General features: G+C 61.7%; 28 protein-coding genes and 1 pseudogene. 15 read left to right on the top strand and 14 right to left on the bottom strand.

Going from position 1 to position 24,298, the window contains the following annotated elements:
• Positions 1–200: 200 nt before the first annotated feature.
• From KY494_RS06515 to KY494_RS06490, 6 genes are all read right to left on the bottom strand, one after another.
• The gene (locus KY494_RS06515; protein WP_219890342.1) at positions 201–896 is read right to left on the bottom strand and encodes a hypothetical protein; all 696 of its coding nucleotides are present in this window, start codon (positions 894–896) and stop codon (positions 201–203) included.
• Positions 897–1,466: 570 nt separating this feature from the next.
• Positions 1,467–1,910: a T6SS immunity protein Tdi1 domain-containing protein gene (locus KY494_RS06510; RefSeq protein ID WP_219890341.1), complete on the bottom strand. Its 444-nt coding sequence runs from the start codon at positions 1,908–1,910 to the stop codon at positions 1,467–1,469.
• An 83-nt stretch (positions 1,911–1,993) separates the two neighbouring features.
• Entirely contained in the window at positions 1,994–2,296 is a 303-nt protein-coding gene (locus KY494_RS06505; RefSeq protein ID WP_219890340.1) for a DUF5076 domain-containing protein, read from the bottom strand.
• Positions 2,297–2,393: 97 nt separating this feature from the next.
• Positions 2,394–3,044, bottom strand: coding sequence for a hypothetical protein (locus KY494_RS06500; RefSeq protein ID WP_219890339.1), 651 nt, complete (start codon positions 3,042–3,044; stop codon positions 2,394–2,396).
• 16 nt (positions 3,045–3,060) lie between these two features.
• Positions 3,061–3,591 (bottom strand): lysozyme inhibitor LprI family protein, encoded by a 531-nt coding sequence (locus KY494_RS06495; protein WP_219890338.1) that lies wholly within the window; start codon positions 3,589–3,591, stop codon positions 3,061–3,063.
• 31 nt (positions 3,592–3,622) lie between these two features.
• Complete coding sequence (locus KY494_RS06490) at positions 3,623–4,039, bottom strand: hypothetical protein (protein WP_219890337.1); 417 nt, start codon at positions 4,037–4,039, stop codon at positions 3,623–3,625.
• A 282-nt stretch (positions 4,040–4,321) separates the two neighbouring features.
• On the opposite strand from KY494_RS06490, the gene KY494_RS06485 reads away from it, so the two are divergent.
• From KY494_RS06485 to KY494_RS06460, 6 genes are all read left to right on the top strand, one after another.
• Entirely contained in the window at positions 4,322–4,885 is a 564-nt protein-coding gene (locus KY494_RS06485; protein ID WP_258194706.1) for an SRPBCC family protein, read from the top strand.
• A 147-nt stretch (positions 4,886–5,032) separates the two neighbouring features.
• A complete protein-coding gene (locus KY494_RS06480; protein WP_375143459.1) occupies positions 5,033–5,932 on the top strand; it encodes a creatininase family protein in 900 nt (299 codons plus the stop codon).
• Positions 5,933–5,989: 57 nt separating this feature from the next.
• Positions 5,990–7,261: a YncE family protein gene (locus tag KY494_RS06475; RefSeq protein WP_219890336.1), complete on the top strand. Its 1,272-nt coding sequence runs from the start codon at positions 5,990–5,992 to the stop codon at positions 7,259–7,261.
• Between the two features lie 141 nt (positions 7,262–7,402).
• The gene (locus KY494_RS06470) at positions 7,403–7,774 is read left to right on the top strand and encodes a VOC family protein (protein ID WP_219890335.1); all 372 of its coding nucleotides are present in this window, start codon (positions 7,403–7,405) and stop codon (positions 7,772–7,774) included.
• 27 nt (positions 7,775–7,801) lie between these two features.
• Positions 7,802–8,122, top strand: a complete 321-nt coding sequence (locus tag KY494_RS06465) for a hypothetical protein (RefSeq protein WP_219890334.1) — start codon at positions 7,802–7,804, stop codon at positions 8,120–8,122.
• Positions 8,123–8,360: 238 nt separating this feature from the next.
• On the top strand, positions 8,361–8,999 hold the full coding sequence (locus KY494_RS06460; protein ID WP_219136360.1) for a phasin family protein: 639 nt from the start codon (positions 8,361–8,363) through the stop codon (positions 8,997–8,999).
• Positions 9,000–9,124: 125 nt separating this feature from the next.
• On the opposite strand, the gene KY494_RS06455 is transcribed toward KY494_RS06460, so the two are convergent.
• Entirely contained in the window at positions 9,125–10,144 is a 1,020-nt protein-coding gene (locus KY494_RS06455) for an alpha/beta hydrolase (protein ID WP_219890333.1), read from the bottom strand.
• An 85-nt stretch (positions 10,145–10,229) separates the two neighbouring features.
• On the bottom strand, positions 10,230–11,135 hold the full coding sequence (locus KY494_RS06450) for a LysR family transcriptional regulator ArgP (protein WP_219890332.1): 906 nt from the start codon (positions 11,133–11,135) through the stop codon (positions 10,230–10,232).
• A 226-nt stretch (positions 11,136–11,361) separates the two neighbouring features.
• Here KY494_RS06450 and KY494_RS06445 point away from each other — a divergent pair, with 226 nt between their 5' ends.
• The gene (locus KY494_RS06445; protein WP_219890331.1) at positions 11,362–11,967 is read left to right on the top strand and encodes a LysE/ArgO family amino acid transporter; all 606 of its coding nucleotides are present in this window, start codon (positions 11,362–11,364) and stop codon (positions 11,965–11,967) included.
• Here the strand turns inward: KY494_RS06445 and KY494_RS06440 are convergent, their stop codons facing one another.
• Entirely contained in the window at positions 11,968–13,398 is a 1,431-nt protein-coding gene (locus tag KY494_RS06440) for a coniferyl aldehyde dehydrogenase (RefSeq protein WP_219890330.1), read from the bottom strand.
• A 130-nt stretch (positions 13,399–13,528) separates the two neighbouring features.
• Here KY494_RS06440 and trxC point away from each other — a divergent pair, with 130 nt between their 5' ends.
• The 5 genes from trxC to KY494_RS06415 all read left to right on the top strand — a co-directional run bounded on the left by trxC (position 13,529) and on the right by KY494_RS06415 (position 16,341).
• A complete protein-coding gene (gene trxC, locus KY494_RS06435) occupies positions 13,529–13,981 on the top strand; it encodes a thioredoxin TrxC (protein ID WP_219890329.1) in 453 nt (150 codons plus the stop codon).
• A gap of 70 nt (positions 13,982–14,051) precedes the next feature.
• Positions 14,052–14,573, top strand: coding sequence for a MarR family winged helix-turn-helix transcriptional regulator (locus tag KY494_RS06430; RefSeq protein WP_375143478.1), 522 nt, complete (start codon positions 14,052–14,054; stop codon positions 14,571–14,573).
• Positions 14,570–15,316, top strand: a complete 747-nt coding sequence (locus KY494_RS06425) for a HEAT repeat domain-containing protein (RefSeq protein ID WP_219890327.1) — start codon at positions 14,570–14,572, stop codon at positions 15,314–15,316. Before KY494_RS06430 ends, KY494_RS06425 begins: the two co-directional genes overlap by 4 nt.
• Positions 15,317–15,340: 24 nt before the next feature.
• On the top strand, positions 15,341–15,676 hold the full coding sequence (locus tag KY494_RS06420) for a DUF6616 family protein (protein WP_219890326.1): 336 nt from the start codon (positions 15,341–15,343) through the stop codon (positions 15,674–15,676).
• Positions 15,677–15,738: 62 nt separating this feature from the next.
• The gene (locus KY494_RS06415; protein ID WP_219890325.1) at positions 15,739–16,341 is read left to right on the top strand and encodes a DUF1287 domain-containing protein; all 603 of its coding nucleotides are present in this window, start codon (positions 15,739–15,741) and stop codon (positions 16,339–16,341) included.
• Here the strand turns inward: KY494_RS06415 and KY494_RS06410 are convergent.
• Positions 16,298–17,782 (bottom strand): annotated as a pseudogene (locus KY494_RS06410) (PLP-dependent aminotransferase family protein). The gene KY494_RS06415 and the pseudogene KY494_RS06410 sit on opposite strands and share 44 nt — an antisense overlap.
• 103 nt (positions 17,783–17,885) lie before the next feature.
• Here KY494_RS06410 and KY494_RS06405 point away from each other — a divergent pair.
• Together KY494_RS06405 and KY494_RS06400 are read left to right on the top strand one after the other, a co-directional pair.
• Positions 17,886–18,326 carry a carboxymuconolactone decarboxylase family protein gene (locus tag KY494_RS06405; protein ID WP_219136350.1) on the top strand — a complete coding sequence of 147 codons (441 nt, stop codon included), beginning with the start codon at positions 17,886–17,888 and terminating at the stop codon, positions 18,324–18,326.
• Between the two features lie 79 nt (positions 18,327–18,405).
• Positions 18,406–18,708: a hypothetical protein gene (locus KY494_RS06400; RefSeq protein ID WP_219890324.1), complete on the top strand. Its 303-nt coding sequence runs from the start codon at positions 18,406–18,408 to the stop codon at positions 18,706–18,708.
• A gap of 86 nt (positions 18,709–18,794) precedes the next feature.
• Here KY494_RS06400 and KY494_RS06395 read toward each other — a convergent pair whose 3' ends face one another.
• The gene (locus KY494_RS06395) at positions 18,795–19,970 is read right to left on the bottom strand and encodes a multidrug effflux MFS transporter (RefSeq protein ID WP_219136348.1); all 1,176 of its coding nucleotides are present in this window, start codon (positions 19,968–19,970) and stop codon (positions 18,795–18,797) included.
• Positions 19,971–20,319: 349 nt separating this feature from the next.
• Here KY494_RS06395 and epsC point away from each other — a divergent pair, with 349 nt between their 5' ends.
• Positions 20,320–21,273, top strand: coding sequence for a serine O-acetyltransferase EpsC (gene epsC, locus KY494_RS06390; protein ID WP_099379658.1), 954 nt, complete (start codon positions 20,320–20,322; stop codon positions 21,271–21,273).
• A 79-nt stretch (positions 21,274–21,352) separates the two neighbouring features.
• Here the strand turns inward: epsC and KY494_RS06385 are convergent, their stop codons facing one another.
• From KY494_RS06385 to KY494_RS06375, 3 genes are all read right to left on the bottom strand, one after another.
• Positions 21,353–21,832 (bottom strand): META domain-containing protein, encoded by a 480-nt coding sequence (locus tag KY494_RS06385; RefSeq protein ID WP_219890323.1) that lies wholly within the window; start codon positions 21,830–21,832, stop codon positions 21,353–21,355.
• Between the two features lie 73 nt (positions 21,833–21,905).
• The gene (gene bla / locus KY494_RS06380) at positions 21,906–22,805 is read right to left on the bottom strand and encodes a subclass B3 metallo-beta-lactamase (protein WP_219890322.1); all 900 of its coding nucleotides are present in this window, start codon (positions 22,803–22,805) and stop codon (positions 21,906–21,908) included.
• A 100-nt stretch (positions 22,806–22,905) separates the two neighbouring features.
• The gene (locus tag KY494_RS06375; RefSeq protein ID WP_219890321.1) at positions 22,906–24,297 is read right to left on the bottom strand and encodes an LLM class flavin-dependent oxidoreductase; all 1,392 of its coding nucleotides are present in this window, start codon (positions 24,295–24,297) and stop codon (positions 22,906–22,908) included.
• Position 24,298 lies beyond the last annotated feature (1 nt).

Here is a 24,298-nt window from a genome sequence, read left to right as displayed (position 1 = left end):
ACGCCGGGGTTTTTCCTTGGTGGTATCACTGTCCTATGCGGGAGCGTTGATGTCCTGCAGCTGTGGCGAGTGTCAGTAAAGTTGCTCGGGCTGGCAGGGCGGAGGGGAAGGTGGGCGGCGCCGTCCGGTTCCGCAGCAGTCAGGGTGTCTGCTTCACTGTCGGGCGCGTGAGTCCGCTTGCGCCCCAAAACGGACACAGCTCAACATTTTTCGCCGACTTTTTCGCCACCGTCGAGACTTTTCACCAATGCGGCTCGATTTTCGAAAAATCGCATATTTTTCATTGTAACGATGCCCCCACAGCGGGTACAGGTGCATGTCTTCGTTTGCGTAAATGTGTTTTCCTCGCTAAGTGCCTGGCACATTTCGCAGCGCCAGATCCACGGAAATCTTTCAGGTAGAGATACAGAACAGAGGAAAACGAATTGCTGAGCGACTGTCTGGATGCACTCTTCGGGTTTATTTAGGTCAAGCGCTCCGTTAAATTTTATGCAGTCGGTTTGAGCTTTTGCTGGATCGAGATCGTTTACGAGATCCAGCCAGATCCAGTGGATATAAGGTTCATTGTAATCATCAGAAATTGTTAGCATTTCCTGCACGCATTCCCAAGGCATAAGTAGGCCTTGAAGCATCTTTTGGCAAATGCTACTAGAGTAAGTACATAGAGCGCTGTACCAGTCGCTCGGCAGTTCCAATCTTAGTTCGTTTATGGATGACTGAAATAATCGTTCAACTTGATCCGAATCGACGTAGTCGTCCCAGCGGCAAACAGCGAGTTCCCAAATGCTAGGCGCATCACAACCGCCTTCCAGCAACTCATTTGCCCAATCGACGTAGTCGAGTGTCTTTATCCAGGATCCATCGATCCTCTTAAAAGCAAGTTCTGTGAAATCCAAGTGTTTCCTTGCAAGGCTTCAGTTTTAGAATAGAACGCGTATGACCGCTTCTGGCCGGTTGCCGTCGTTGGCAGGCTCCGCCCCATTGGATGCTTTACTGACCGTTTGTAACTGTCGCCCAGCCAAAGCTTATGAACAAATCAGCAGTGTCAAGTGAACTCGTGGCAGTTTAAACATCCAAGAACATCATCACAGTCGACAATACTAGCAACTGAAAAAAAGCGAGAAACAAAGCTCTTGGTATCGGTGGCATGAACTTCCATTGCAAGCTTTTCGTCGGTGAAACCAAAGCATAGTTGTTGCTCCCTACGCAAGAAAATAGTGCCGATAGCGCCAAAGAAAAAAACCTTACATGAACCGGTACAACTTCAGGAGCAAAGGCGCAACCAAAGAAAATTAACGAGAAAAAAAATAGAGAAATGCGGGAAATTTTCTGTCCCAACTGAAGTCGTATTTCATATTCCATAATTTTTATCATTGATTTTAGTTTCTTAAGTTTCGCTTCAACGGCTGCTCCTGGCCGGTTGCCGTCGTTGCCAGGTTCCGCGCCAAATCGGACGACACATTAGGCTATGTTCCCACCGCTCTAGACGGTTCGATATCCTGCAATCCACCCACCAACTCCACATATGTGAAGAAATTCCCCTTCTTGTATGACGCGACTGAGCTGTCCCCACCCATAAATGGAAAAGGTACAGGAATGAAAATCTCGCCATCATCGAGAGACCCAAGTCGAGTTTCAATTTCGACGACTTTTTCTTCTTTTGGAATCAATCGCTTGGTCTCGGGATGAGCAAGAAAGGATTCGATAAAAGCAGTGATTAAATTCATTCCTAGTGGAACGATTTCCGGATTTACTGTAAAAAGAACTGCACATTGGCCACCGGAAGGATTACGTAAGAAAACGTCTTCCAAATAGCTATATCCAAAGACTTCGTCGAATTCGCCGACAAAATTGGCCCAGCGCCCCATTGCTTGCGACACGGCCGTAGATTGAGGCAGCAATCGGTACATGATATATATTCCTTTTCCGTCGTTGTCGCCCAAGAGCACAAGCTTATCAAGTCGTCTGTCCGCTTTTGGCCGGCTGCCGGCATTTATAAGAGTCTGCCTTTAGCGTCGGATGTTGGGGCAGCAAGTTCCTCGTTTAATCGATGGCGAATTTTTTCTAGTGCGGCCTCTTCCGCTTCTGCATCTTCAGGATGCAGAGCTCTCGATATATGCCTAGCTGCATCTGCAAGTATTGTCCCCCAGGCCGATTCCTCATCAATGCCCACACCATCTCTGTACATGCCAATCTTCAGTGAGCAGTGCAACTGCTTCTCAGCTACCCAAACACGCAGCATTTCAACCGAAGCCGCGTCTCTTAGTGCTGCAGGGGGTATTGGGCGCTCGTTCATATAAACCCATTCATAAATTTTCGACAGGCTGCTCTTGGCCGGTTGCTGTCATCGGCAGGTTCCGCCCCAATTCGGACCTTCGCGATTGGACTGATAGCTAGTAGTCCGAGCCACAGTCGTTGATTGTTATCGGCATACCAAATAAGGCCGCCAGTCTGTTGGTATTGCTCTGAAGCCAGAGTAATGCATCTTCATTAAAATGGTCCGCCGCGAAGAAGACCACAGAGCGTCGATTTTCCAACATCCTTACCTCAAATGAAACAAAGCCAGGACCCTTCGCTCTGCGCATGAAGCAGACCGATAAGGCCTCCATGTTTTCAACGTCAATTGAAATTACTTGGTTTTTTCTGGCTATTCCAATGGAGTTCGAACTACAGTCCTTCCACCCAATTAAATGCCAATACTTGGCATTTACGCAGAGTTCGGCCACACGCGGTGGAGCCCCATCGTGATTGCTCCGGCCGGGAGGAATTGTGAATGGCCATGAAACGCTTTCGTCGAGAACTTCTACTTGAATCATGAATGGCCCCAAACCGGACTGATGGCAATTAATATAGTCGCGTGAATCGCTTTTGGCCGCTAGCGGCCCATGAGCATAGCGAAATGCCGAGCGAGAAAAGTCACGCATTGTCACGTCAACGCGAATGGCTGCTCTTGGCTGCGGATTCAATCGGTTGCCGCCGTAGGCGGAGTCCGCCCCTTGGCGGACGTAGCAGTCGAAGCGCGTTAAAACGGGACTAAAAGCCACCAAGCCTCGCCCCGTGTCATAGCTTGCCCGAAGCAGGAGTGCGTTTACGCTCTGGTAAGCTGAATCCTTTCCCCGTTCTATAAAACTCATCCTTGAATTCTACGCATCCATTGCAGGGCCTAACGGTTTCTAACACCGATATGCGCTGTTCAGTCAGCTGCATCAAACACAGGTCCATCGAAAAGTTGTAACCACTTGCGCCATGCATCGCCGCGTTCTGGAACTTGCACTCCGCGTCGCGGAAAACAATCCATGCACGTTGCGCGCGTTGCAACCCTCGTGGCTTGGTAAGCGCAGACATCAATGTCTTGTAGACGACGTTTAAACGCGTGTCGGATTCTTTTAGCTCTCGACTCATGCAGAAAGTACTCTCAAGATTACTATTTTCTTCGCAATGCTCCTGCTTGATCGATGCCATATCGCTTTGTTGTTCGGAAGCATTGGTCAAGGACGACAGCGAAAGGCACAAGAAAACAACGCCCAACATGGACAACCGGCTTAAAACGGCATTTCCCACGAGCACTCGCCCCTTCTTATACTGGATCATATGGAGGTCGGCTTCTGGCCGAACTCGGCCTTTAATCAAAGACAATTCGCTGCCCTACCTCGAATGCATTTTCATGGCAATAAAACAGGACAAGCGGCGTGTCGTTCGAACAGATCATCGCGTCGTCACGCGAAGGGACAAAAATATCCGACCAATTTTCGACCAGGAACACACTGTTGCATACGAAGCTTTCGTCTTTTCCAAACACAACTACGACCTGCTGAATTCCCGGCACACGCGCACGTAACCACCTGGTCGCGCTGACCACATCATTGCCGAATGCGAAGCGCTCGATGGAGTCAACGGTGTTAACGTCCAGGCCGGGATGCGTCTTCGAATCATGAAGGCGTACTAAATGATATGCACGGCCGGCGCCCTCGGCATCAAGCCAGACGATATCCGCTGAGTGGTGATTTAGCTCCTGAACCCTCCAATGTGTTGCGTTCATAACTTCTCAAAATCCAATGGGCTCACGGTCATGGCGAGCGGCAGCTTGTGGTTCCTACTCACTGGCGCATCCCTTAATCTTGGCACCAAATAAGCTGTCATCATGGTCTGGCTTTGTCTGCGACAAGTATAACCAGAATCTAACTCTATTTATATGATAAAAAAACAGTGTACCCTGCAATCTCAGCAGCTATATTTTTTATCGATGCAAAGGAAAAGCGGCTGTCTTTGTGCCTGTCGGAAAACGATCCTTTGACTGTCGCAGTTGTCATGGATATTCCACATGATGAATGCCATGCCGCTGACCAATACCCAGGCACTGCGCGATGCGGATAGCAGGCGCAGTTACTTTTATCGCAATGATAGGGAGATCCCCAAATTGGCGCATATCGAAGAAAGCATCCACATTGCCGTCCCGCCCACGGTCATCGATCAAATCTGGAGCGAAGTCGACCGATGGCACCTGTGGGATCCGGATACAAAGCAAGCCCGGCTCAATGGGCCATTCGCCGCGGGAACACAGGGCAGGATAGTGCCGAACAAGGGGATGGGTATTGCGATGCTGGTTACCGAGCGCACCGCAGGCCGCTCGTTCACCGTCGAGGGCTACATTCCCCTGTTCCGCATCCACTTCGAGCACACGGTTACTGCCGTAGACGGCGGATCTGCAGTCGTTCACCGCGTGTGGTTCACTGGAGCGCTTGCCTTTCTGTTCGGACCAGGCGTTGCCAGACAAGTGCGGCAAGGGCTTCCCAAAACGATGCGCTCGCTCAAGGCCTATGCCGAGAAGCGCCACGCGACGCTCCATGATGGCGTGGTGGACGGGGTCAAGGCGAGCACCGCCTGACAGATAGTTTCCCCACGTCAATTCCTTGCAAAGCACCGCGTCAAATTAACGTGCCCTTCCTGTCATGATGGCATACAATTCCTGCGTGGCAGCCAGCTTGCCTGGCAAGGCCGGGCACGGCGTCACGCTTTGACCTTGGAAAGATGTTTGCTTATGACTCTGCAGTTCCCCCTGCCGAATGTGCCCCTTGCGCCGCGCGCGCCTTCCATTCTGTCCAAGCCCTTCGGCTCCCTGTTTTCCCTGACCCTGTTCTGCCTGATTCCTGCGGCGTCCGCTCTGGCGGCCACGCCTGCTGGCAGCAGTGTCATGCTGGAAGAGCTGACGAGTACGGAGTTGCGCAGCCGTATCGACCACGGCGCCACCACCGTGCTGGTGCCGATCGGCGGCGTCGAGCAGAGCGGGCCGTATATTGCGCTGGGCAAGCACAATGTGCGCGCCGGGCTGCTGGCGCGCCAGATTGCGCAAAAGCTGGGCAACACCATCGTCGCGCCCGTCGTTTCCTACGTGCCGGAAGGCGCGATTTCTCCGCCGGCCGGCCACATGCGTTTTGCCGGCACGATCTCGATACCGCCAGCCGCCTTCGAGGCCGTGCTGGAAGGGGCGGCCGCCAGCCTGCGCCAGCATGGTTTCCGCGACATCATTTTCCTCGGCGATCACGGTGGTTACCAGAAGAACGAGCAGAATGTGGCGAACAAGCTCAATCGGGCCTGGGGCAAAGCTTCCACGGCGAAAGATGCGCGTGCGTATGCCTTGCTCGATTACTATGACATCACACAATCGGCCTATATTGCCGAGCTGCAAAAACGCGGCTACGGCAGCGCCGAGATCGGCCTGCACGCGGGCTTGGCGGACGCGGCGCTGATGCTGGCGACGGACCCGTCGCTGGTGCGCAGCGAGGCCATGGCGCACGGACCCAAGCCCGGCGTGGCGGACGGCGTGCGCGGCGACGCCACGCGTGCCACGGCTGAACTGGGGCAGATCGGCATCAAGCTGCAGGTGGACACGTCGGTGGTCGCCATCAGGCAGCTGCTACAACGTAACAAGTAAATTCTCCGCCGGCAGTGCTGAACTTCCGGCTTTTGCAACGAAATGACGCGAAAACACATGAAAAAATCTCAACGACGCACCATCGTCACCTTGTCCGTCCTGGCTGCCGCTCTGGCCGGCCTGGGCGTGGCCAGCCAGGTCATCGGCGCCAGCACGCCGGCTCCTGCCGCTGCCGCGCCGGCTGCCGCCTATTCGCCGCTGCCGGGCATGCCGCCGCTGGTGGACCCGAAAAACGTGTATGGCAGCATCGCCAGCAGCAATATGAGCCCCGTCGTCAAGGATCATTTGCGCCGCGTCTACGTGCCCAACCTGCGCTCGAACGACGTGTATGTGATCGACCAGGACAGCCTGAAAGTGGTCGACAAGTTCAAGGTCGGCAGCGGCCCGCAGCACGTGGTGCCGTCGTGGGACTTGCGCACGCTGTGGGTGGCGAACAATGCCGAACGCACGGACAAGGGCAGTCTGACGCCGGTCGACCCCTTGACGGGCAAGCCGGGCAAGGAAGTGCCCGTCGATGATCCCTACAATATGTATTTCACACCGGATGGCAAGTCGGCCATCGTCGTGGCCGAAGCGCGCCACCGCCTCGATTTCCGCGATCCGAAGACCATGGCCGTGCAGTATTCGATCGACACGCCCCAGTGCGGCGGCATTAACCATGCGGATTTCTCGAATGACGGCCGCTACGCCATGTTCACCTGCGAGTTCGACGGCACCATCGCCAAGATCGACCTGGTGGGCCGCAAGGTCGACGGCTACCTGAAATTGCAGATGCCGGCCAAGCGCTTTGCCGAGTCCGGTCCCGTGGGCGGCCCCGCGAATGAAATCTGCAGCGTCAAGAAAGGCATGCCGCAAGACATACGCATCTCGCCGGACGGCAAGAAATTCTTTATCGCCGACATGGACGCCGACGGCGTGCACATCGTCGATGGCGCCACCCTGAAGGAAATCGGCTTCATCCAGACGGGCGTGGGCGCACACGGCCTGTACCCGAGCCGCGACGGTAAAAAGCTGTACGTGGCCAACCGCGGCACGCACCGCATCCATGGCAAGCGCAATGGCAAGGGCAGCGTCAGCGTGATCGATTTCGCCACGGAAAAAGTGGTGGCGAACTGGCCGATTCCCGGCGGCGGCAGCCCCGACATGGGCAATGTGAGCGCCGACGGCAAGTATCTGTGGCTGTCCGGCCGTTTCGACGATGTGGTCTACCGCATCGATACGAACAGTGGCGACGTGTCGAAAGTGAAAGTCGGCCAGGAACCGCACGGCCTCACCGTGTGGCCGCAGCCAGGCCGCTATTCGCTCGGGCATACGGGCAACCTGCGCTAGGCGAGGCAGGTGCAAGGTAATAGTGATGGGGTAACTGTGCGTGCAAGATCCGACCGCACAGGACCTGCTGCCTTGCTTGCTTAAAAGGCAATATTGGCGCATACTGCGCTTCCTGTCCCCTTACCTGCGAGGAGCACCATCATGATTCTTGATCACATCGGTTTGAATGTCAGCGATGCACAGGCCAGCAAGGCCTTCTTTTCGGCCGCCCTGGCGCCTTTGGGCGTGTCGGTGGTGATGGAAGCGCAGGGCTGGGTCGGCCTGGGCAGGGATGGCAAGCCCGATTTCTGGTTCGGCGTGGGCGCCGCGCCGCATGCCGGCATGCATCTCGCCTTCGCGGCGGACAACCGCGCCCAGGTGGACGCGTTTTACCAGGCCGCACTGGCAGCGGGCGGCAAGGATAACGGCGCGCCCGGCATCCGCGCCATGTATCACCCGAATTACTATGGCGCTTTCGTGCTGGGGCCGGACGGTCACAATGTCGAAGCCGTCTGCCACCATCCCGAACCCTGACACCGTTCATTACCAGAAGAGAGCAGCATGAAGCACAGCGCCACCCTGTTTGCCGACGATGCGGGCCGCTATGCCTACGTGAAAGCGGGTTTTTCCTGGCCGGCCCTGTTGCTGGGCTCGTTCTGGGCCGTGGCCAAGCGCCGCTGGTGGCTGTTGCTGCTCATGCTGGCGATGGATGCCTGCCTGTGGTTTGGCCGCCGCGGAGCTCAGTTACCTGCTGGCACGTGGCTGGTATGGCAACCGCTGGCTGGAAGCGTCGCTGCGCAGCCATGGTTACAAGCCTGTCGTGCCGGGCAGCGGCGCCGCGCGTTGAGCGTGCCTGTCACAGATTTTCCTTCCTGTCACTGACGTTTGCCAAGGGCAAGCTGTCCAGCCAAAACTTTCTGCGCAGCTTAGCGCACGTTTGATCCAGATCATGCCTCACCTGCGGTGCTCACGTAGCCTTGGGACTCGCGTTGCAAAGCATCTTCCCACCAATCGGATATGTTTTTCGCGTTTCGTGGCGTAGCCCGGTCGTCTGCTTCAGCGTTCGACAACCGGTGGTGTCGCCTTGTGTTTACCCAACCGCTATTTAATGAGGAACTCCATGTATCCATATTCCCGTAGTGTTACCCCAGCCGCCAAAAACCACCTGGAAGCGCAACTGGCTTTTTTCAATAGTTTGTCGAAGTCCTTGTTCCAGTCGGTGCAGCACTTCAATGACCTGAACATGCAACTGGCGCAAGGCTTGCTGGAAGAAAGCACCGTGACCAGCCAGAACCTGCTGACGGTCGAGCGCGCCGAAGATGTGTTCCAGGTGGCTGCCGCAGCGGGCCAGCCAGCTGCCGAGCAATTGCGCAAGTATCAGCAACAGCTGTCGCGTCTGGCCGCCGATACGCAGGTCGAACTGGCCAACGTGGCCGAGCAACATGTGAATGAAACGAGCCGTACCGCCAAGGCACTGGCCGAAGAAGTGGCCCGCACCGCTTCGGAAGAAACGGAGAAAAACGTGCGCAAGCAGCAGGAAGCCATGCAGCGCATCGCCGAACCGTTCCAGGCTTACCATCAAAACGGCACCAACCGCGACCAGCAGCGCGGAGCGCAAAGCCGTGATGGCCAAAGCCTGCAAAGCGGCAACCACCAGGGCAGCCAGCAGTCGTCCGGCAGCGAAAGCTCGGCCAGCGGCAGCGCATCGCAAGCGGGCTCCGCACAAAGCAAAACCAGCAGCGCCAGCCGTAAAGAGTAAGCGGGCTGCTGCCGGTAGCTGAATGCCAGCTGAATTCGCATCGCGAGGGCCGAGCCTTGGGATAGGCTCTTAGCTGGCGCCGCATCGTGCATCGTGCATCGTGGTCCGGGCAGAGCGCCCGCCCTTCAGGGGGCGGGCGTTTTGTCGTGGGCGCGCGCGACGGCAGCCTGCGTGGTGGCGCTTTGCGCCGTCGCAAGACGTGGCGGCATGGCGGGAGTTTCCCGCCCGTCCGTGCCCACGCCCATGTTACGTGTCAGCATGGTATCGACCTTGCTGTTGGCGTCGATAAAGGCGCTCACGGCGTCCAGCGTGGGGGCCAGCATGCGCAGGGGGCCGGCCAGCGAGGCGACCAGGGTGGTATGGCTGACCTTGTCGAAATACGTTTCCGTCACGGGCCTGTGCAGCGCCCGCAAGGCCTTGGCCAGGCCACCCGTATTGCGTTGTGGATTGACCAGCTTGTCCTGTCCGGGCAAGGGGGCGATCAGCAGGGCGGGCGGGGCCTCGGCCGTCACGTGGTGGATGGGCTGCGAAGCGGCGGGCGTGTCCGGGTAAAAGAAGACGGGCCGGGTGGTGGTATTTTCGATCGGCAAGAAATCGTAGGGACCGGCCAAGCCTATCCAGCCCCGCAAGTCGTGCGGGTGCATGCCGTGGCGCGCCAGCAGGCTGGCGTCGAGCGCCACCATCGCCGCATTGTAGGCGCCGGCGCTATGGCCCATGACGAACAGGCGGGCGGGGTCGCCGCCATGGCGGCTCGATTCCATCGCGGCCCAGGCCACGGCGCGGGCCGCATCCTGCAAAATTTCCGGGTAGTGCACATCCGGATACAGCCGGTAGTCGGCGATCACGGCCAGGTAGCCGCGCGCAGCGAGCGCGTGGCCAACGAAGGCATAGTCGGCGCGCTCGCCCGCCGTCCAGTTGCCGCCATAAAAGAACACCACCACGGGCACGGGCCCCGTGCGGATTTTGGGGGCGTAGACATCGAGTTTTTGCCGTGGCAGGGGGCCGTAGGCCAGGCCCCGCGTCACTTGCGAGGCACTGCCGGACGACAGGGCATTGATGGCCGTCAAGGGAAAGCAGGCGATCAGGCCGGCGGCCACAGGCAGCGTCGCCAGCAAGCCCAGCAGAGTGGTGCGCACGATCGTCATGCCGTCCCCTGGTTGTCATGAAGGATGTTTGCAGTGTAGGCCAAGCGGCGCGCGGTATGTATCAGTTGTTGCAGTAGCATAGAAATTATTCGGAAACAAAGTTGTCTTGTAGCAGCCATTTGCGCGCCGTGGCGATGACGGCGTCCGACAGGGTGCGCGTGAGCGGCGTCTGGATATCCCAGGCATGCCAGGTCAGGGGCACGTCGAGCGCTTGCCCGGCCACCACGTCGACCAGCCGGCCGGCGGCCAGCGCCGTTTCCGCCTGCAGCAAGGGCACCATGCCATAGGCATAGCCCGCTTCGATGAAGCGCACGAAGTCGCGCGCCGAACCGAGCACATGGTGCGGATAGCGGCCCGTGTAGCCGAGGCGGTGCTGCAGATAGCGCTCGTGCAGCGCATCCTTGCTGCCAAACGTGATGGCGGGCGCCTGGCTGACGGCTTCCACCGTAAAACCATGGGGAAACCATTGCAGCGCGAACGCGGGCGAGGCCACGCACAGGTAGCGCATGCCGCCCAGCGGCGTGGCCGTGGTGCCGGCCACCAGGTCGTTGGCGCTGGTGACGCAGGCAAACACGCGGCCTTCGCGCAGCTGGCTCAAGGTATGGTCCTGGTCGTCGAGGCGGATATCGAGCAGGCAGGATGGCGGCGAGAGCAGCGGCCCCAGCGCTTCCGGAATCCAGGTGGCGGCGCTGTCGGCGTTGACGGCGATGGCCAGCTCCGGCAATTGCGTGGTGGGACCGGGCTGGGCGTCGAGCGCCGCTTCAAGCAGCTTGACTTGCCGGTAATGGGCGATCAGGCGCTGGCCCGCTTCCGTGGGCAGGGGCGGGTGGCTGCGGATGATCAACAGGGTGCCTTCCAGGTTTTCCAGGGTGCGGATGCGCTGCGACACGGCCGGCTGGCTGATCGCCAGCGCCTGCGCGGCCTTTTCAAAGCTGCCCAGGCCAATCACGGCGTCGAGGGCGGCCAATCCACGGTAATCGACGACACGCATAAGATTCTCTTATATATGGTTAGAATCATTCATTATACTTATATTTACTTTTTCTTTACACTGTTGAAATAGGGTAACAACCACTGTTGAAATAGGGTAACAACTCCACTCTCCCGCGCGGTCCCCCTGGTTCCGCACCACCCTCCACCTACCTCTGATGACTTTGCCGTTGCCGGCAGAGCGTGGGCGGCCGTGCGCGTGATGGAAGCAATAGAAAGGAATCGATATGGACAGCGCAATTTTCTTGAAAGGCATGGGGCTCGGAGCGAGCCTGATCGTGGCCATCGGCACGCAAAACGCATTCTTGCTCAAGCAGGGGCTGAAGCGCCATTACGTGCTCACCTGCATACTCGTCTGTTTGCTGTGCGACGCCATCCTGATCACGGCCGGCGTGGCCGGCATGGGCACTTTTATTGCCGACAATCCTGATTTCCTGCTGTGGGCCAAGGCCGCTGGCGCCACCTTTCTGATCGCCTACGGCTTGCGCGCGGCCAAGTCGGCCTGGCGTCCAACGGCCATGACGGTGTCGGCGGCCAAGTCGCCCGAAGGCTACTGGGCCGTGATCGGCGCGGCGCTGGCGTTCAGCCTGCTGAACCCGCACGCCTTCCTCGACACGGTGATTTTGCTCGGTTCGATCGGCGGCCAGCATGAAGGCGCGGGACGCTTCTACTTTGCCGGTGGCGCCATCATGGCGTCGGCCCTGTGGTTCTTCCTGCTGGGCTTTGGCGCCCGCTATCTGGCGCCCGTGTTTGCCAATCCCATGGCCTGGCGCGTGCTCGACGGTATTATCGCCCTCGTCATGTGGGCCATCGCCGCCTCGCTGTTCCTGTAATCAGCGGGTCAGGAAGTTCAATACACGGCTGGCCAGCTTGCCATACGGCGGCCACAGCAGTGTCAACGCGCTGTAGCGCGCCTGGTAAAACACGGGACGCAGCTTGCTGAAAGTGTGAAAACCTTCGACGCCGTGGTAGTGGCCCATGCCGGACTCGCCCACGCCGCCGAACGGTAAATCATGCTGGCCCACGTGGTACAGCGCGTCGTTGACGGACACGCCGCCCGACATCACCGTGTCGATCAGCAGCTGCACGGTCTGCTTGTCGTTGCTGAACGGATAGATGGCCAGCGGGCGCGGCCCCGCGTTGATGCTGGCGATCACGGCCTCCAGCTTCGTATAGCCGCGCAGCGGCAGGATGGGGCCGAAGATTTCGCGCGTCAGCAGCAGGCTGTCCGCGGGGGCGTCGAGCACGATGTGCGGCGCGATCTTGCGCGTGGCGCGGTCCCAGGCCGGACCTGGCAACAGGGAAATCACTTGTGCACCCCGTTCCCGTGCTTCGTCCAGCGCCTGCAGCAGGCGCTCAAAGGCGGCCTCGTCGATGATGGACGTATAGTCGGGCGTGTCCAGCCGCGGGCAGCGCGTGGGCATGATCTGGCGCGCGTGCTCGACGAAGGCGGCGATGCTGGCTTCGGGCAGCCAGACATGGTCGACGCAAGTGCAGATTTGCCCCGCGTTCAGGTATTTGACGAACAGGATGCGTTCGGCTGCCGTGCGCAGGGGAAAGTCTGCGCAGACGATGGCCGGCGCCTTGCCGCCCAGTTCCAGGGTCACGGGGCACAGATTGCGCGCGGCCGCCGCCATGACGGCGCGGCCCGTCTGGCCGGAACCCGTAAACAGCAGGTGGTCGAACGGCAGTTGCGAAAACGCGATGCCCACACCACCCGTCTCGTCGAAAAACTGCAGCTTTTCCGGCGGGAAATAGGCGGGCATGGTGTCGATCAATAGCCGCGCCAGGTGGCGCGAGTTTTCGCTCATCTTGACCATGGCGCGGTTGCCGGCGGCAAAGATGTAAGTCAAAGGCACCAGGCTCAGGTTGACGGGGAAATTCCACGGAACGATGACGCCCACCACGCCCAGCGGCTGAGGCAGCACGCGGTTGCGGGCGCCTGGAAAATTGCGCCAGTCCACGCTGCGGCGCTGCGGTTTCATCCATTTTTTCAACTGGCTCAGTACGTGATCGATCCCGTCGATGGCGGGAAAGATCTCCGCCAGCAAGGTTTCGTGCCGGGAGCGGTTGCCATAATCGGCGCTGATCGCCTCGCATAGCGCGTCTGTATGGTCGCGGATGAAGCGCTGCAGGGTTTGCAGGTCGCGTTTGCGCTCGGCGAACGTGGGTAGGGGGTGGGCCAGGCAGGCGGCACGCTGCACGGCCAGGGCTGCAGCCAGTTCGGCGTTCTTCAGCTCCATGTTGTTTGCGACATCAGGCATGTTTCTCCTTGGCCGGCCGGGCAATATGCGCGCCGTTCCAGCACACTATAGTGGACTATGCGGATAAGCGCCGCCGCACGATACGCCGTAAAATGTCCGGCAACCGTACGCTACCCTTTCCAGGAATGCCATGACCCCGACCACGCCAGACTCCCTGCACATCGTGTGCCCCCATTGCGACGCCGTCAACCGCTTGCCGGCCGTCCGCCTGATTGAACAGCCCACTTGCGGCAAGTGCCAGAAGGATTTGTTTACGGGCCAGCCCGTGGACCTGGCCAGCGCCCGTTTCCTCAAGCATATCGAACGCAGCGACATTCCCGTGCTGGTGGATTTCTGGGCGCCCTGGTGCGGCCCGTGCCGCAGCATGGCGCCATTCTATGTGCAAGCCGCCAGGACCCTGGAACCAGCGTTCCGCGTTGTCAAGGTGAATACGGAAGCGTCGCCCGACCTGGGCAGCCGTTTCAATATCCGCAGCATTCCCACGCTGGCCCTGTTTTTGCGCGGCGTGGAAGTGGCGCGCCAGCCGGGTGCCATCGATGCGAATGCCATCATCGTGTGGGCGAGGGATAAAGCCCGTCTTTAAGGCTACGGGAAAACCTTCACGGTTTTTCATTTGACATGTAGTATGGCGCCATATTATATTGCGCCATATGATAAAACTCGAACAGAAATACACGGCCCTGCTCGCTGACGTGCAGCGCCGCGCGCTGGGCGCGGACGCTCCGGCATCCATCGGACGCTTGCGCCTGTGCTTTGAAGTGCTGGGCCTGGCGTCCGCCATCGATGGCGATTGCGCCACGCGCCTGGGCCGGCATGGCTTGTCGGAAGGCAAGTTTGTACTGCTGTCCCTGCTGCGCGACGTGCCCGACGGACTCTCGCCGCACGCACTGGCCGAGCGGGCCGGCGTGACGCGCGGCACCATCACGGGTTTGCTCGACGGCCTGGAGCGCGATGGCTTCCTGGCGCGCCACGCGGACCAGTTCGACCGGCGCAAGCTGCTGGTGCGCCTGAGCGCCAGGGGAGCAGCTGCCGCCGCCACCCTGGTCGATGAGCATGCGCAATGGATCGCCAGCCTGTTTGCCGATTTCACGGCCGAGGAAATGCAATTATTGAGTGGACTGCTGGAAAAAGCCTGGCGCAAGACGGATAAAGGTGAAATGCAGGGTGCGCCATGAGTCGTGGCGTCGCCGACATCGCCCCCGCGCGCCTGGCCCTGCTGAATGGGGGCAGCGTGGTCAGCGCCACCCTGACGGAGGGGCTGGCCATCGATTTTGCCCAGCTGCTGGCCGCAGCCGTGCCCGATCTCGGCGCCGCCCGCCTGGAGCGGATGCGTGCGCAGGCCGCTGCGGGCATCACCAGACGCATGGCCTTGGCGACACAATTGCTGCTGGAAGCCGACGCCGACCCGGCGCTGCTGCAAGCGCACCCGTCCGACACGGTGCGCGGCTGGGCCTGTTTTGCCATCGCCGCCCAGGCTGGCTGGTCCTTGCCGCAACAGCTGGCCGCCATGCGGCCGCTGGCCGACGATGGCCACTTTGGCGTGCGCGAATGGGCCTGGCTGGCGCTGCGGCCCCGTCTTGCCGAGCATCTGCCTGAGGCCATCGCGCTGCTGGCGCCGTGGACGGCGCACCCGTCGGAACGCCTGCGCCGCTTTGCCTGCGAAGCGCTGCGCCCGCGCGGCGTGTGGTGCGCGCATATCGCCCAGTTAAAAGAAGAGCCGCAGCTGGCCTTGCCCCTGTTGCAACCCTTGCGCGCCGATCCTGCCGTCTACGTGCAAGATTCCGTGGCCAACTGGCTCAACGATGCGGCGAAGAGCCAGCCGGACTGGGTGCGCAGCCTGTGCGCGCAATGGCTGCTGGAAAGCCCCGTTGCCGCCACGGCACGCATCTGCAAGCGCGCCCAGCGCTCGCTGGCCTGATCATTCATCACCGAAGGAGAAAACATGCATTATCTGTTGGAGCTGTACAGCCCGAAAGCCGCCTGGCTGGCCCTCGACGGCGCCGCGCGCCAATCGTATTTCGCCACGGTGGGCGCCGGCATGGCGGCCTTGTCCGGCAGCGGCGCCGAAGCGCTGGCCATGGGCGCCATCGACGGCGGCAAGCTGCATGCGGCTGCCCAGCAATTCTATGCCGTCTGGCGCTTCCCGGACGAGGCGGCACTGGACGCCTTGCTGGCCGGTATCGCCGCCACGGGCTGGCATGATTACTTCGACACCGTCAATGCGGCCGGTCCGGCCGTGGATTTCCCTGCCCACCTGGCGCAGCTGGCGACCGTCTAAGCGTCCGACGTTTTTCCTGCCGCTGCGGTAAAGTTGGCATTTACACGCAAGCCCCGACGTTGATGCCCATCAAACCGCTTTTCACCGTGATGCTTGCCCTGGCGCCCATGCTGGCGTCGGCAGTCCCTGCCAGCCCGCAAGCCCTCGTTGCCGCCGCCCGCAGTCAGGTGGGCGTGACGGTGCAGTACGATCCGCGCTACGAACGCCTGGCCTATCCGGGCGGCGATGTGCCGCTCGAGCGGGGCGTGTGCACGGATGTGGTCGTGCGCGCCTACCGCCAGCTGGGGCAGGACTTGCAGGTGCTGGTGCACGAAGACATGCGCAAGGCATGGCAGGTGTACCAGCGGCAGGGACGCTGGCAGATGAAGGGGCCGGACCGCAATATCGACCACCGCCGCGTGCCGAACCTGGGCACCTACTTTGCCCGCCACGGCACCAGCCTGCCTCCAGCCACGCAAGCGAACGCTTACCGCGCGGGCGACATCGTCACCTGGCGCCTGCCGCGCAACCTCACGCACATCGGCATCGTCAGCGACAAGCAGTCGTGGAGCGGCGTGCCGCTGATCATCCACAACATCGGCGAAGGCGCGCGCGAGGAAAATATTTTATTCAGTTATCCGATCACGGGGCACTATCGTTGGCAGCCCGGTTGGCAACCCCGCTGAGGGGCAGGGGCGCCATGTCTTGCAGGATCGCCAGCACGATGGCCAGCGCCGTGTCGATGTCGAGCTTGTCGATGGCGCCATAGCCGAGGAACAGGCCTTCGTGGCGGGCGGGGCCATGGTAAAAGCTGGCCAGCGCATACAGGCTGACGTCGGCCAGGCGTGCGCGGCGCAGCAATTCGGCGATATCGAGCGGCGCCTGCGCCAGCGCCGCCACGTGGAAGCCGGCGCTGGCGGGCACCAGGCGGAACCACGGCGACAACGGGCCGTTGAACCAGTGCTGCAGCCGTTCGCGCCGTCCCGCATAGATGTCGTGGCAGCGGCGGATATGGCGCAGCAAATGGCCGTCGCCGATGAACTTGGCCAGCGCATGCTGGCCCAGGCTGGCCGTATGGCAATCGCTCAGGTATTTCACCGTCTGCATGGCGGACACGAGGGCTTGCGGCAGCACCACATAGCCCAGGCGCAGTTCCGGCAGCATGATCTTGGAAAAGCTGCCCACGTGCGCGACGACGCCGTAGCGGTCCATGCTTTGCAGCGCATCCTCGGGCCGGCCTTCATAGCGGAAGGCGCTGTCGTAATCGTCTTCGATGATGATGGCACCCAACTGCCGGGCACGCTCCAACAAGGCATGGCGGCGGGCCATGCTCATCGGCATGCCGAGCGGAAATTGATGGGCGGGCGTGACATAGATCAAGCGCGTGCCGTCGGGGATTTACGCGACGATGAGCCCGTCCTCGTCCACTTCGATGCCCACCACGCGCGCGCCCTGGCTGGCGAACACGGCGCGCGCCACCGGGTAGCCGGGTTCTTCCACGGCAACCGTGTCGCCCGCTTCCAGCAGGGCCAGCGCCAGCAGGTGCAAGGCTTGCTGCGCGCCGCTGGTAACGAGTACCTGTTCCTCGGTGCAATGGATGCCGCGGCTGAAGGCGGCATGGCCGGCGATCGCCGCGCGCAAGGCGGGCAAGCCTTCCACGGGGCCATAGCGGCCGCGCGCCTGGTCACCCTGGCGCAGCGCATGCAGCATGCAGGTGCGCCATTCATCCTGCGGGAAGTGCGCTGGCGTGGCGCGCCCGCCGATGAAGGCGTAGCGCGCTGGCGTTTCCTGGCTGGCCTGGCGCAGGGGCGTGGGCGTCGCTTCCCAGCGGGCGATGCGCTGCGCGCTGGCCAGCGGCGTGCTCGCATGGCGGCGCTGCGGCGAGGCGTGCGGCGTCTGCACGAAGCTGCCCACGCCGACTTTACCGACCAGCAGCTTTTCGTAACCGAGCCTCTCATACACGTCGGACACCGTCTTGCGCGACAGGCCCAGCTGGCTGGCCAGCAGGCGCGTGGGCGGCAATTGCTGCCCGTCCGTCAGGCGGCCCGAGCGGATGGCTGCGCTGAGCTGGCGGTACAGCTGGCCGCCCAGGTCGCGCGTGCCGTCGATCAGGATATGTAATTCCATGGGGTATCTGTTGGTGGTCTGCCGTTTTTCGGCAGGATTGGCCTGCCGCGCGCTCTTCTTGCGCTTCTACAATGGAGCATCTCTCATCATCAAGGAATGCATCATGACACAGCAACGACTCGATTTTACACAAGCTTCGCCCGACGCCGTCAAGGCCATGTACGCGCTGGAAGCGGCGATTGCCAAGCTGGGGCTGGAACACTCGCTGCTCGAGCTGATCCGCCTGCGCGCTTCGCAAATCAATGGCTGCGCCTTTTGCGTGGACATGCACACGAGCGACGCGCGCAAGGCGGGCGAAACGGAACGCCGCCTGTATGCCGTGTCCGTCTGGCGCGAAACGCCGTTTTTCACGCCGCGCGAGCGGGCCGTGCTGGCCTGGACGGAAGCGCTGACCCTGCTGCCGCAAAGCCAGGCGCCCGATGACGTGTATGCGGCGCTGGCGCAGCAATTGACGCCGGCGGAAATGGTCAACGTCACCCTGGCCATCGGCTCCATCAATACCTGGAACCGCCTGGCCGTGGGCTTTCGCAAGATGCCCGAATAACTCTGTGTTCGTTCGCGAACAGACGCCTGGCTGGTCCCGGAGTAGGCTGGCAGGACGATTGATCAGCCAGGGAGCAGCCATGCAAGTACCTATCGGAGAAGGCGCCGCAAAGACGCCGCAGCAGGAGGAAGAGGCGCGCCGCGAATTCATCGCCGAACTGTGGCGGCGCTTTGAAACCTTGCAGGAATGGGCCGTCAGCCACTGGCCGGACCAGCAACATCCCTTGAGTTCCGCCGACTTCGTCGAGACGCGCAAGGAAATCTTGAGTTTGCGTTCGCCGGCCGGTTCCTTGAATCAGCCAGTCACGCGCGATGGGGCGGAGCCGGCCCCTGAGCAGGGCGGGGCGCAATATCTGGATGTGACGCCGGCACCGTGGCCGTAGGTCGGATTAGGCGCAAGGCGCCGTAATCCGACGACATTGTTGGCCTGTGGTGGTGTCGGATTACGGCCCTGCGGGCCTAATCCGACCTACGCTTCAGCCTTGCCCTGCGCAAACACCCAGCAAACCAAACTCACCAGCAGTCCCGCCATCACGCCATACGCCAGATTCAGGGCGCTGTCGAACAGCAGCGGCGCCACCAGGCCCGAGACCAGCGCGAACAGCAGCATCTGGATGAAGGACTGCATCGACGAGGCCAGGCCGCTGTTGTTGGGGAAGTGGTTCAGCGCCATCAGGGTCATCGGCGGCATGGCGATCGACAGGGCGAACGAGTAGAAGAACAGCGGCAGCACGGCCCATGGCACTTCGGCGGCAAAGAAGTAGTTGTAGCCGATGTTGGCTGCAGCCGCCACCAGCATCAGGATGAAGCCGGCCCAGATCATCTGGCGCTGGCTATAGCGGTGGGCGATTTTCGCCGACAGGGCCGAACCGAACACCATGCCGCTAATTAAGGGAATGAACAGCCAGGCGAAGGCCGTCTCCGGCAGGTGCAGGATGTTGATGATGAAGTAGGCGGCCGAACCGATGTACAGCGCGAAGCCGCCGAAGGCGGCGCCGATGGCCGTCGACAGCAGCAGGAACTGGCGGTGGCACAGCACTTTCCAGTAATTGACGGCGATGTCGCCCAGGTGGAAGGCGTGGCGCTGCTCCTTCGGCAGGCTTTCCGGCAGCGCGCGCCAGACGACGATGAACATCAGCACGCCGAAGGCCGTGAGGAACCAGAAAATCCAGCGCCAGCCCAGGCTCACCTGCAGCCAGCCGCCCAGCACGGGCGCGATGGCCGGCGCCAGCGCGAACACCATCATGATGTGCGAGAGGATTTTTTGCGCGGCGGCGCCCGAATAGCGGTCTTGCACGATGGCGCGGCCGATCACGGAACCGGCGCCCGCCGACAGGCCCTGCAGCACGCGCCAGGCCAGCAGCCAGCCCAGCGACGGCGCCAGCGCGGCGCCCACGGAGGCGATCACATACAGCACCAGCGAGACGAGAATCACGGGACGGCGGCCGAACGAGTCGGACAGGGTGCCGTAAAACAGCATCATGAAGGCGAACGTGAACAGGAAAAAGCTCAGGGTCTGCTGCACCAGCAGGGGGCTGGCATTGAAATCTTGCGTGATGGCGGGGAAAGACGGCAGATAGGTGTCAATTGCAAGCGGTCCGACCATCGCCAGGCCCGCCAAAATCCAGGTTAATAATTTAGTCATGTTGAAGAGTGTTTTTGTTAGTCCGTCATTTTACGCTAAGTAATCCTCAGGAAATTATTGTGAATTTATGACGAACAGAACAGGATGCTATGCAAGGCGCGCGCTGCGACGCAGTGCGAGCACTGCTAGCAGCGGGCAACGCCGCAGAGCGCCGGTTATGGAAGTCAGAAATCACAATAATTTATTGGGGGTTACTTAGCGGCGGGAATCGGGTCCGGTGTCGCCGCGGCTGGCCATCCATATGCGTTTTTCGCATATGAAACCTTGGAATTCTTCGTTTGAATCGCGGTGCCTGGCCGCTATGCTTGGGCGACCCGGCCTGTTTGCCGTTTTCTGGAAGTGATACGCCATGCACAGTATTTATCCCGCGGCGCCCGCCGACGACACGGCCCAGTGGAACCTGGGGCCCGTGATCCAGGCGCTGCGCAGCTCGCGTGAAGACAAGCACAAGATCCGCCATAACGGCAGGGTGCGCGAACTGCCGTCGCGCGAAGCGCTGACCACCATCGTCAACGGCCTGTCGGCGGCGCTGTTTCCCACGCATTACGGGCGGCCGAATCTGACCGATGAAAGCATCGACTATTTTGTCGGCGACACGCTCAACACTACCCTGAACCGGCTCAGCGAGCAGGTGCGGCGCGGTTTGCTGTTCTCCGCTCCGGCTCACGCCGTGCCGGCCGGCGATGAGGGTGATGGCGCCAGCGACGACGCGGCCCTGGCGCAGCAGGCGCGCGACATCACGCGCGCGTTCGCCGCCAGCCTGCCCGACATCCGCGCCCTGCTGGTGTCGGACGTGCAGGCCGCTTACGCGGGCGATCCGGCCGCCACCTCGGTGGCTGAAATCATGCTGTGCTATCCGGGCACCATCGCCATTTTGTACCACCGCCTCGCGCACCGGCTGCACGCGCTCGGCGCGCCGTTCCTGGCGCGCCTGATCGCCGACATCGCGCACACGCTGACGGGCATCGACATCCACCCGGGCGCGCACATCGGCGCCTCGTTCTTCATCGACCACGGCACGGGCGTGGTGATCGGCGAGACGGCCATCATCGGCCAGCGGGTGCGCCTGTACCAGGCCGTCACCCTGGGCGCCAAGCGTTTTCCGGCCGACGCTTCCGGCGCGCTGATCAAGGGCACGCCGCGTCACCCCATCGTCGAGGACGACGTGGTCATCTACGCGGGCGCGACCGTGCTGGGGCGCATCACCATCGGCGCGGGATCGACCATCGGGGGGAATGTGTGGCTGACGCAGAGCGTGCCGCCTGAGAGTAACGTATCGCAGGCGCAGATGCGCAACGACTAGGTGCGGCGGAAGGAAAAGTTAACCCAGATAAGGCCGGGGTCGTACCCTGAGGGTACGACCCCGGTATTTGCGGTTGGGATTACTTCACCGTCAGCGCTTCATAGCGCGCCACGGGCACGCCATCCTTCAGCAGCAGCAATTCCTGGTCGGCGTAGCGGTAGCCATTGACTTCGCCCAGGGTGGTCAGGAGCTCGCGTTCGAGGTCCATGTCCTGCGGCTGGCACATCATCATGGTGCCGGCCATCTGCGCAAAGTTCAGGGTGCTGACGCCATCGCTGGTGTAGCCGCCCATCATCTGGTTGCAACCGCTATGGCCACTGGCGCGGCCTTCGGCCAGCAGCAGGGTCACGTCGCGCTGCTCGGGCGCCTTGCGCACCACTTGCTTGCCCTTCAATTCCTTCAGCTTCCACTGCGTGCCCGTCAGTTTGGGCGCCGGCTTGGCGGGCGAGGTGGCGCCTGGCGCGGCGGCGGCGGCGTCGCTGCGCACTGGCGTTTGCGCACAGCCGGCGGTGATGGCGACGATGGCGGCGAGGGGAATCAGTCTGGCGAATGTGAACATGGCATTTCCTGGTTAAAGTGATAGCCGCCAGCGTAGCAGATCGGCGCCACGCCAGCGTGCACGGTTGACAAGCCTACCGCTCCTGCTCCAGCCGCGCCTCAAGCAAGGTGCGCGCCGCCGCCACATAGGCGTGGCAGGCCTGCGGGTCGACAAAGGCGTCGCTGCCGGCCGTGGCGCTCGCTTCCAGCCGCTCCCACAATTGCGACGCTTCCGGATGCGCCGAAACGAGTACGTCGCAGGGCAGTTTTTCCAGGGTCTCGAAGCTGTGGCGCAAATCCGCCAGGGCGTTCGGATACTCGCTGCTGGCGCTGAACTTGAAGCCGGGGCGCGAGACGGCGTTGAGGCTGTCCGCGTACACCATGTTCAGGCAGCGGGGGCCGTCGCACGATTGCCACGTCCAGCTCAGGCCTCCGGGCGTGTGGCCCGGCGTGGCGTGCGCCGTCAGTTTGATGGGGCCGACATTGAACTGGCCGCCGTCGCGCGCCAAACGCATGTCCTTCACGGGCGGGTACTTGGGCAGCGCGTGGTATTGCGGATCGTCCGGCCCCACTTCGCCCGACGCCAGGTCCAGCGCCGCCGACGGGCTGGCGGCCACCAGCGCATTGCTGCGCCGCTGCAGTTCGGCCAGGCCGCCCGCATGGTCGATGTGGCCGTGCGAATTGAGTATCAGCTTGACGTCCTCGATGCGCAAGCCCAGGGTGGCGATATTGGCGATGATCTTGGGCGCCGATTCCGGCAAGCCGCCGTCGATCAGCACGTGGCCCTGCGGCGACGTGATGAGCACGGAACTGAGGCCTTTCACGCCCACATAATAGGTATTGCCGAAGATGCGGAACGGCGCCTGGTCCGCATTCCAGGTGGCGCAGACGTCGCAGCCCGGCGTCGGCGGCGTGGCTGGCGCCTGCGCCAATGCCAGGCAGCCATGGCCTGCCAGCAGCGCCAGTGCCAGCGCGCGTGTAAGAGTGAGGGGCATTGCAATCCTTATCCGTGTTGCCAAGGTGGCGTATGCTGACACGGAACGGGGCTGGACGCAAACGCATCCTTGCATGCATAGCTGCTGGCGAAGCGGATATTCAGGCCGCAGCCAAGGTGGCGCTGCCGGGCGCGATGCTGACCTGGCGTCCCGCGTGGTCGGCGGGCAGGCGCGGGCCTTGGCCGAAGACCTTGTGGCGCAGGGTGCCTTCCTCGTAACGGGTGCGATAGCGGCCGCGCCGCTGCAGTTCCGGCACGATGTGGGTCACCACGTCGGCCATGCTGTCTTGCGCCACGGCGAAGGCCAGATTGAAGCCGTCGATGCCCGTCTCGTCCAGCCAGCTTTCCAGCTGGTCGGCCACCTGGCGCGCATCGCCCACCAGCACCGGGCCGCGCCCGCCCAGGCCGATGTATTCGGCGGCCTCGCGCACCGTCCACGTGCGGTCCGGGTCGGCCTGGCTGAACGAGGCCAGCGCCGAGCGGCCGGCCGACGAATCGATGTAGTCGATGGTGGCGTCGAGCGGGTAGCGGCTGAAATCGACGCCCGTCCAGCCAGACAGCAGCACCAGCGCCGCCTCGATATTCACGTGGCGCAGGTAGTCGGCGTGCTTGGCGCGCGCCTCTGCTTCCGTGGCGCCCGTGATGACCAGCGCCTGCGCGTAGATCAGCAGCGCATCGCCATCGCGTCCGCTTTGCCGCACGGCGGCGCGCAGGTCGTCGGCATAGCGTTTCACTACCGTCTTGCTGGGGCCACTGACAAATGTCGCTTCCGCGTGGCGCGCCGCGAAGCGCGTGCCGCGTGGCGAGGTGCCCGCCTGGTACAGCAGGGGCGTGCGCTGCGGCGACGGCTCGCACAAATGGATGCCGGGCACCTGGTAGTGGCGCCCGGCATGGTTGATCGGATGTACCTTGGCCGGATCGGCGTAGATGCCGCGCGCCTTGTCGTTGACGACGGCATCGTCGTCCCAGCTCTTTTCCCACAGCTTGTAGACGACGTCGAGGTATTCGTCGGCCAGGTCGTAGCGTTCGTCGTGGCCCAGCTGCTGGCTCAGGCCCAGGTTGCGCGCGGCGCTGTCTAAATAGCCGGTGACGATATTCCAGCCGATGCGCCCTCCCGTCAGGTGGTCGAGGGTGGAAATGCGCCGCGCGAACGTGTACGGATGCTCGTAGGTGAGGGCGCAGGTGACGCCGAAACCCAGGTGCGTGGTGGCCTGCGCCATGATGGGCACGAGGGCCAGCGGGTCGTTCAGCGGCACCTGCACGCCGTGTTCCAGGGCCGCATCGAGGCTGCCCCGGTACACGTCATACACGCCCAGCACGTCGGCCAGGAAGACCGCGTCGAACAGGCCCGCTTCCAGCAGCCGCGCCAGTTCCGTCCAGTGTTCGGGGTCGGTATAGCGGTGGCTGCGGTCGCGCGCATGCGTCCACAGTCCCGGCGACTGGTGGCCGACGGTATTCATCTGGAAGGCGTTGAAGCGTATCGTCTTGGCCATG

Origin of the sequence: Janthinobacterium sp. PAMC25594, assembly GCF_019443505.1 — a bacterium.
In the GTDB taxonomy this organism is placed as follows: domain Bacteria; phylum Pseudomonadota; class Gammaproteobacteria; order Burkholderiales; family Burkholderiaceae_D; genus Janthinobacterium.
This window is presented reverse-complemented; position numbering and strand designations above follow the sequence as displayed.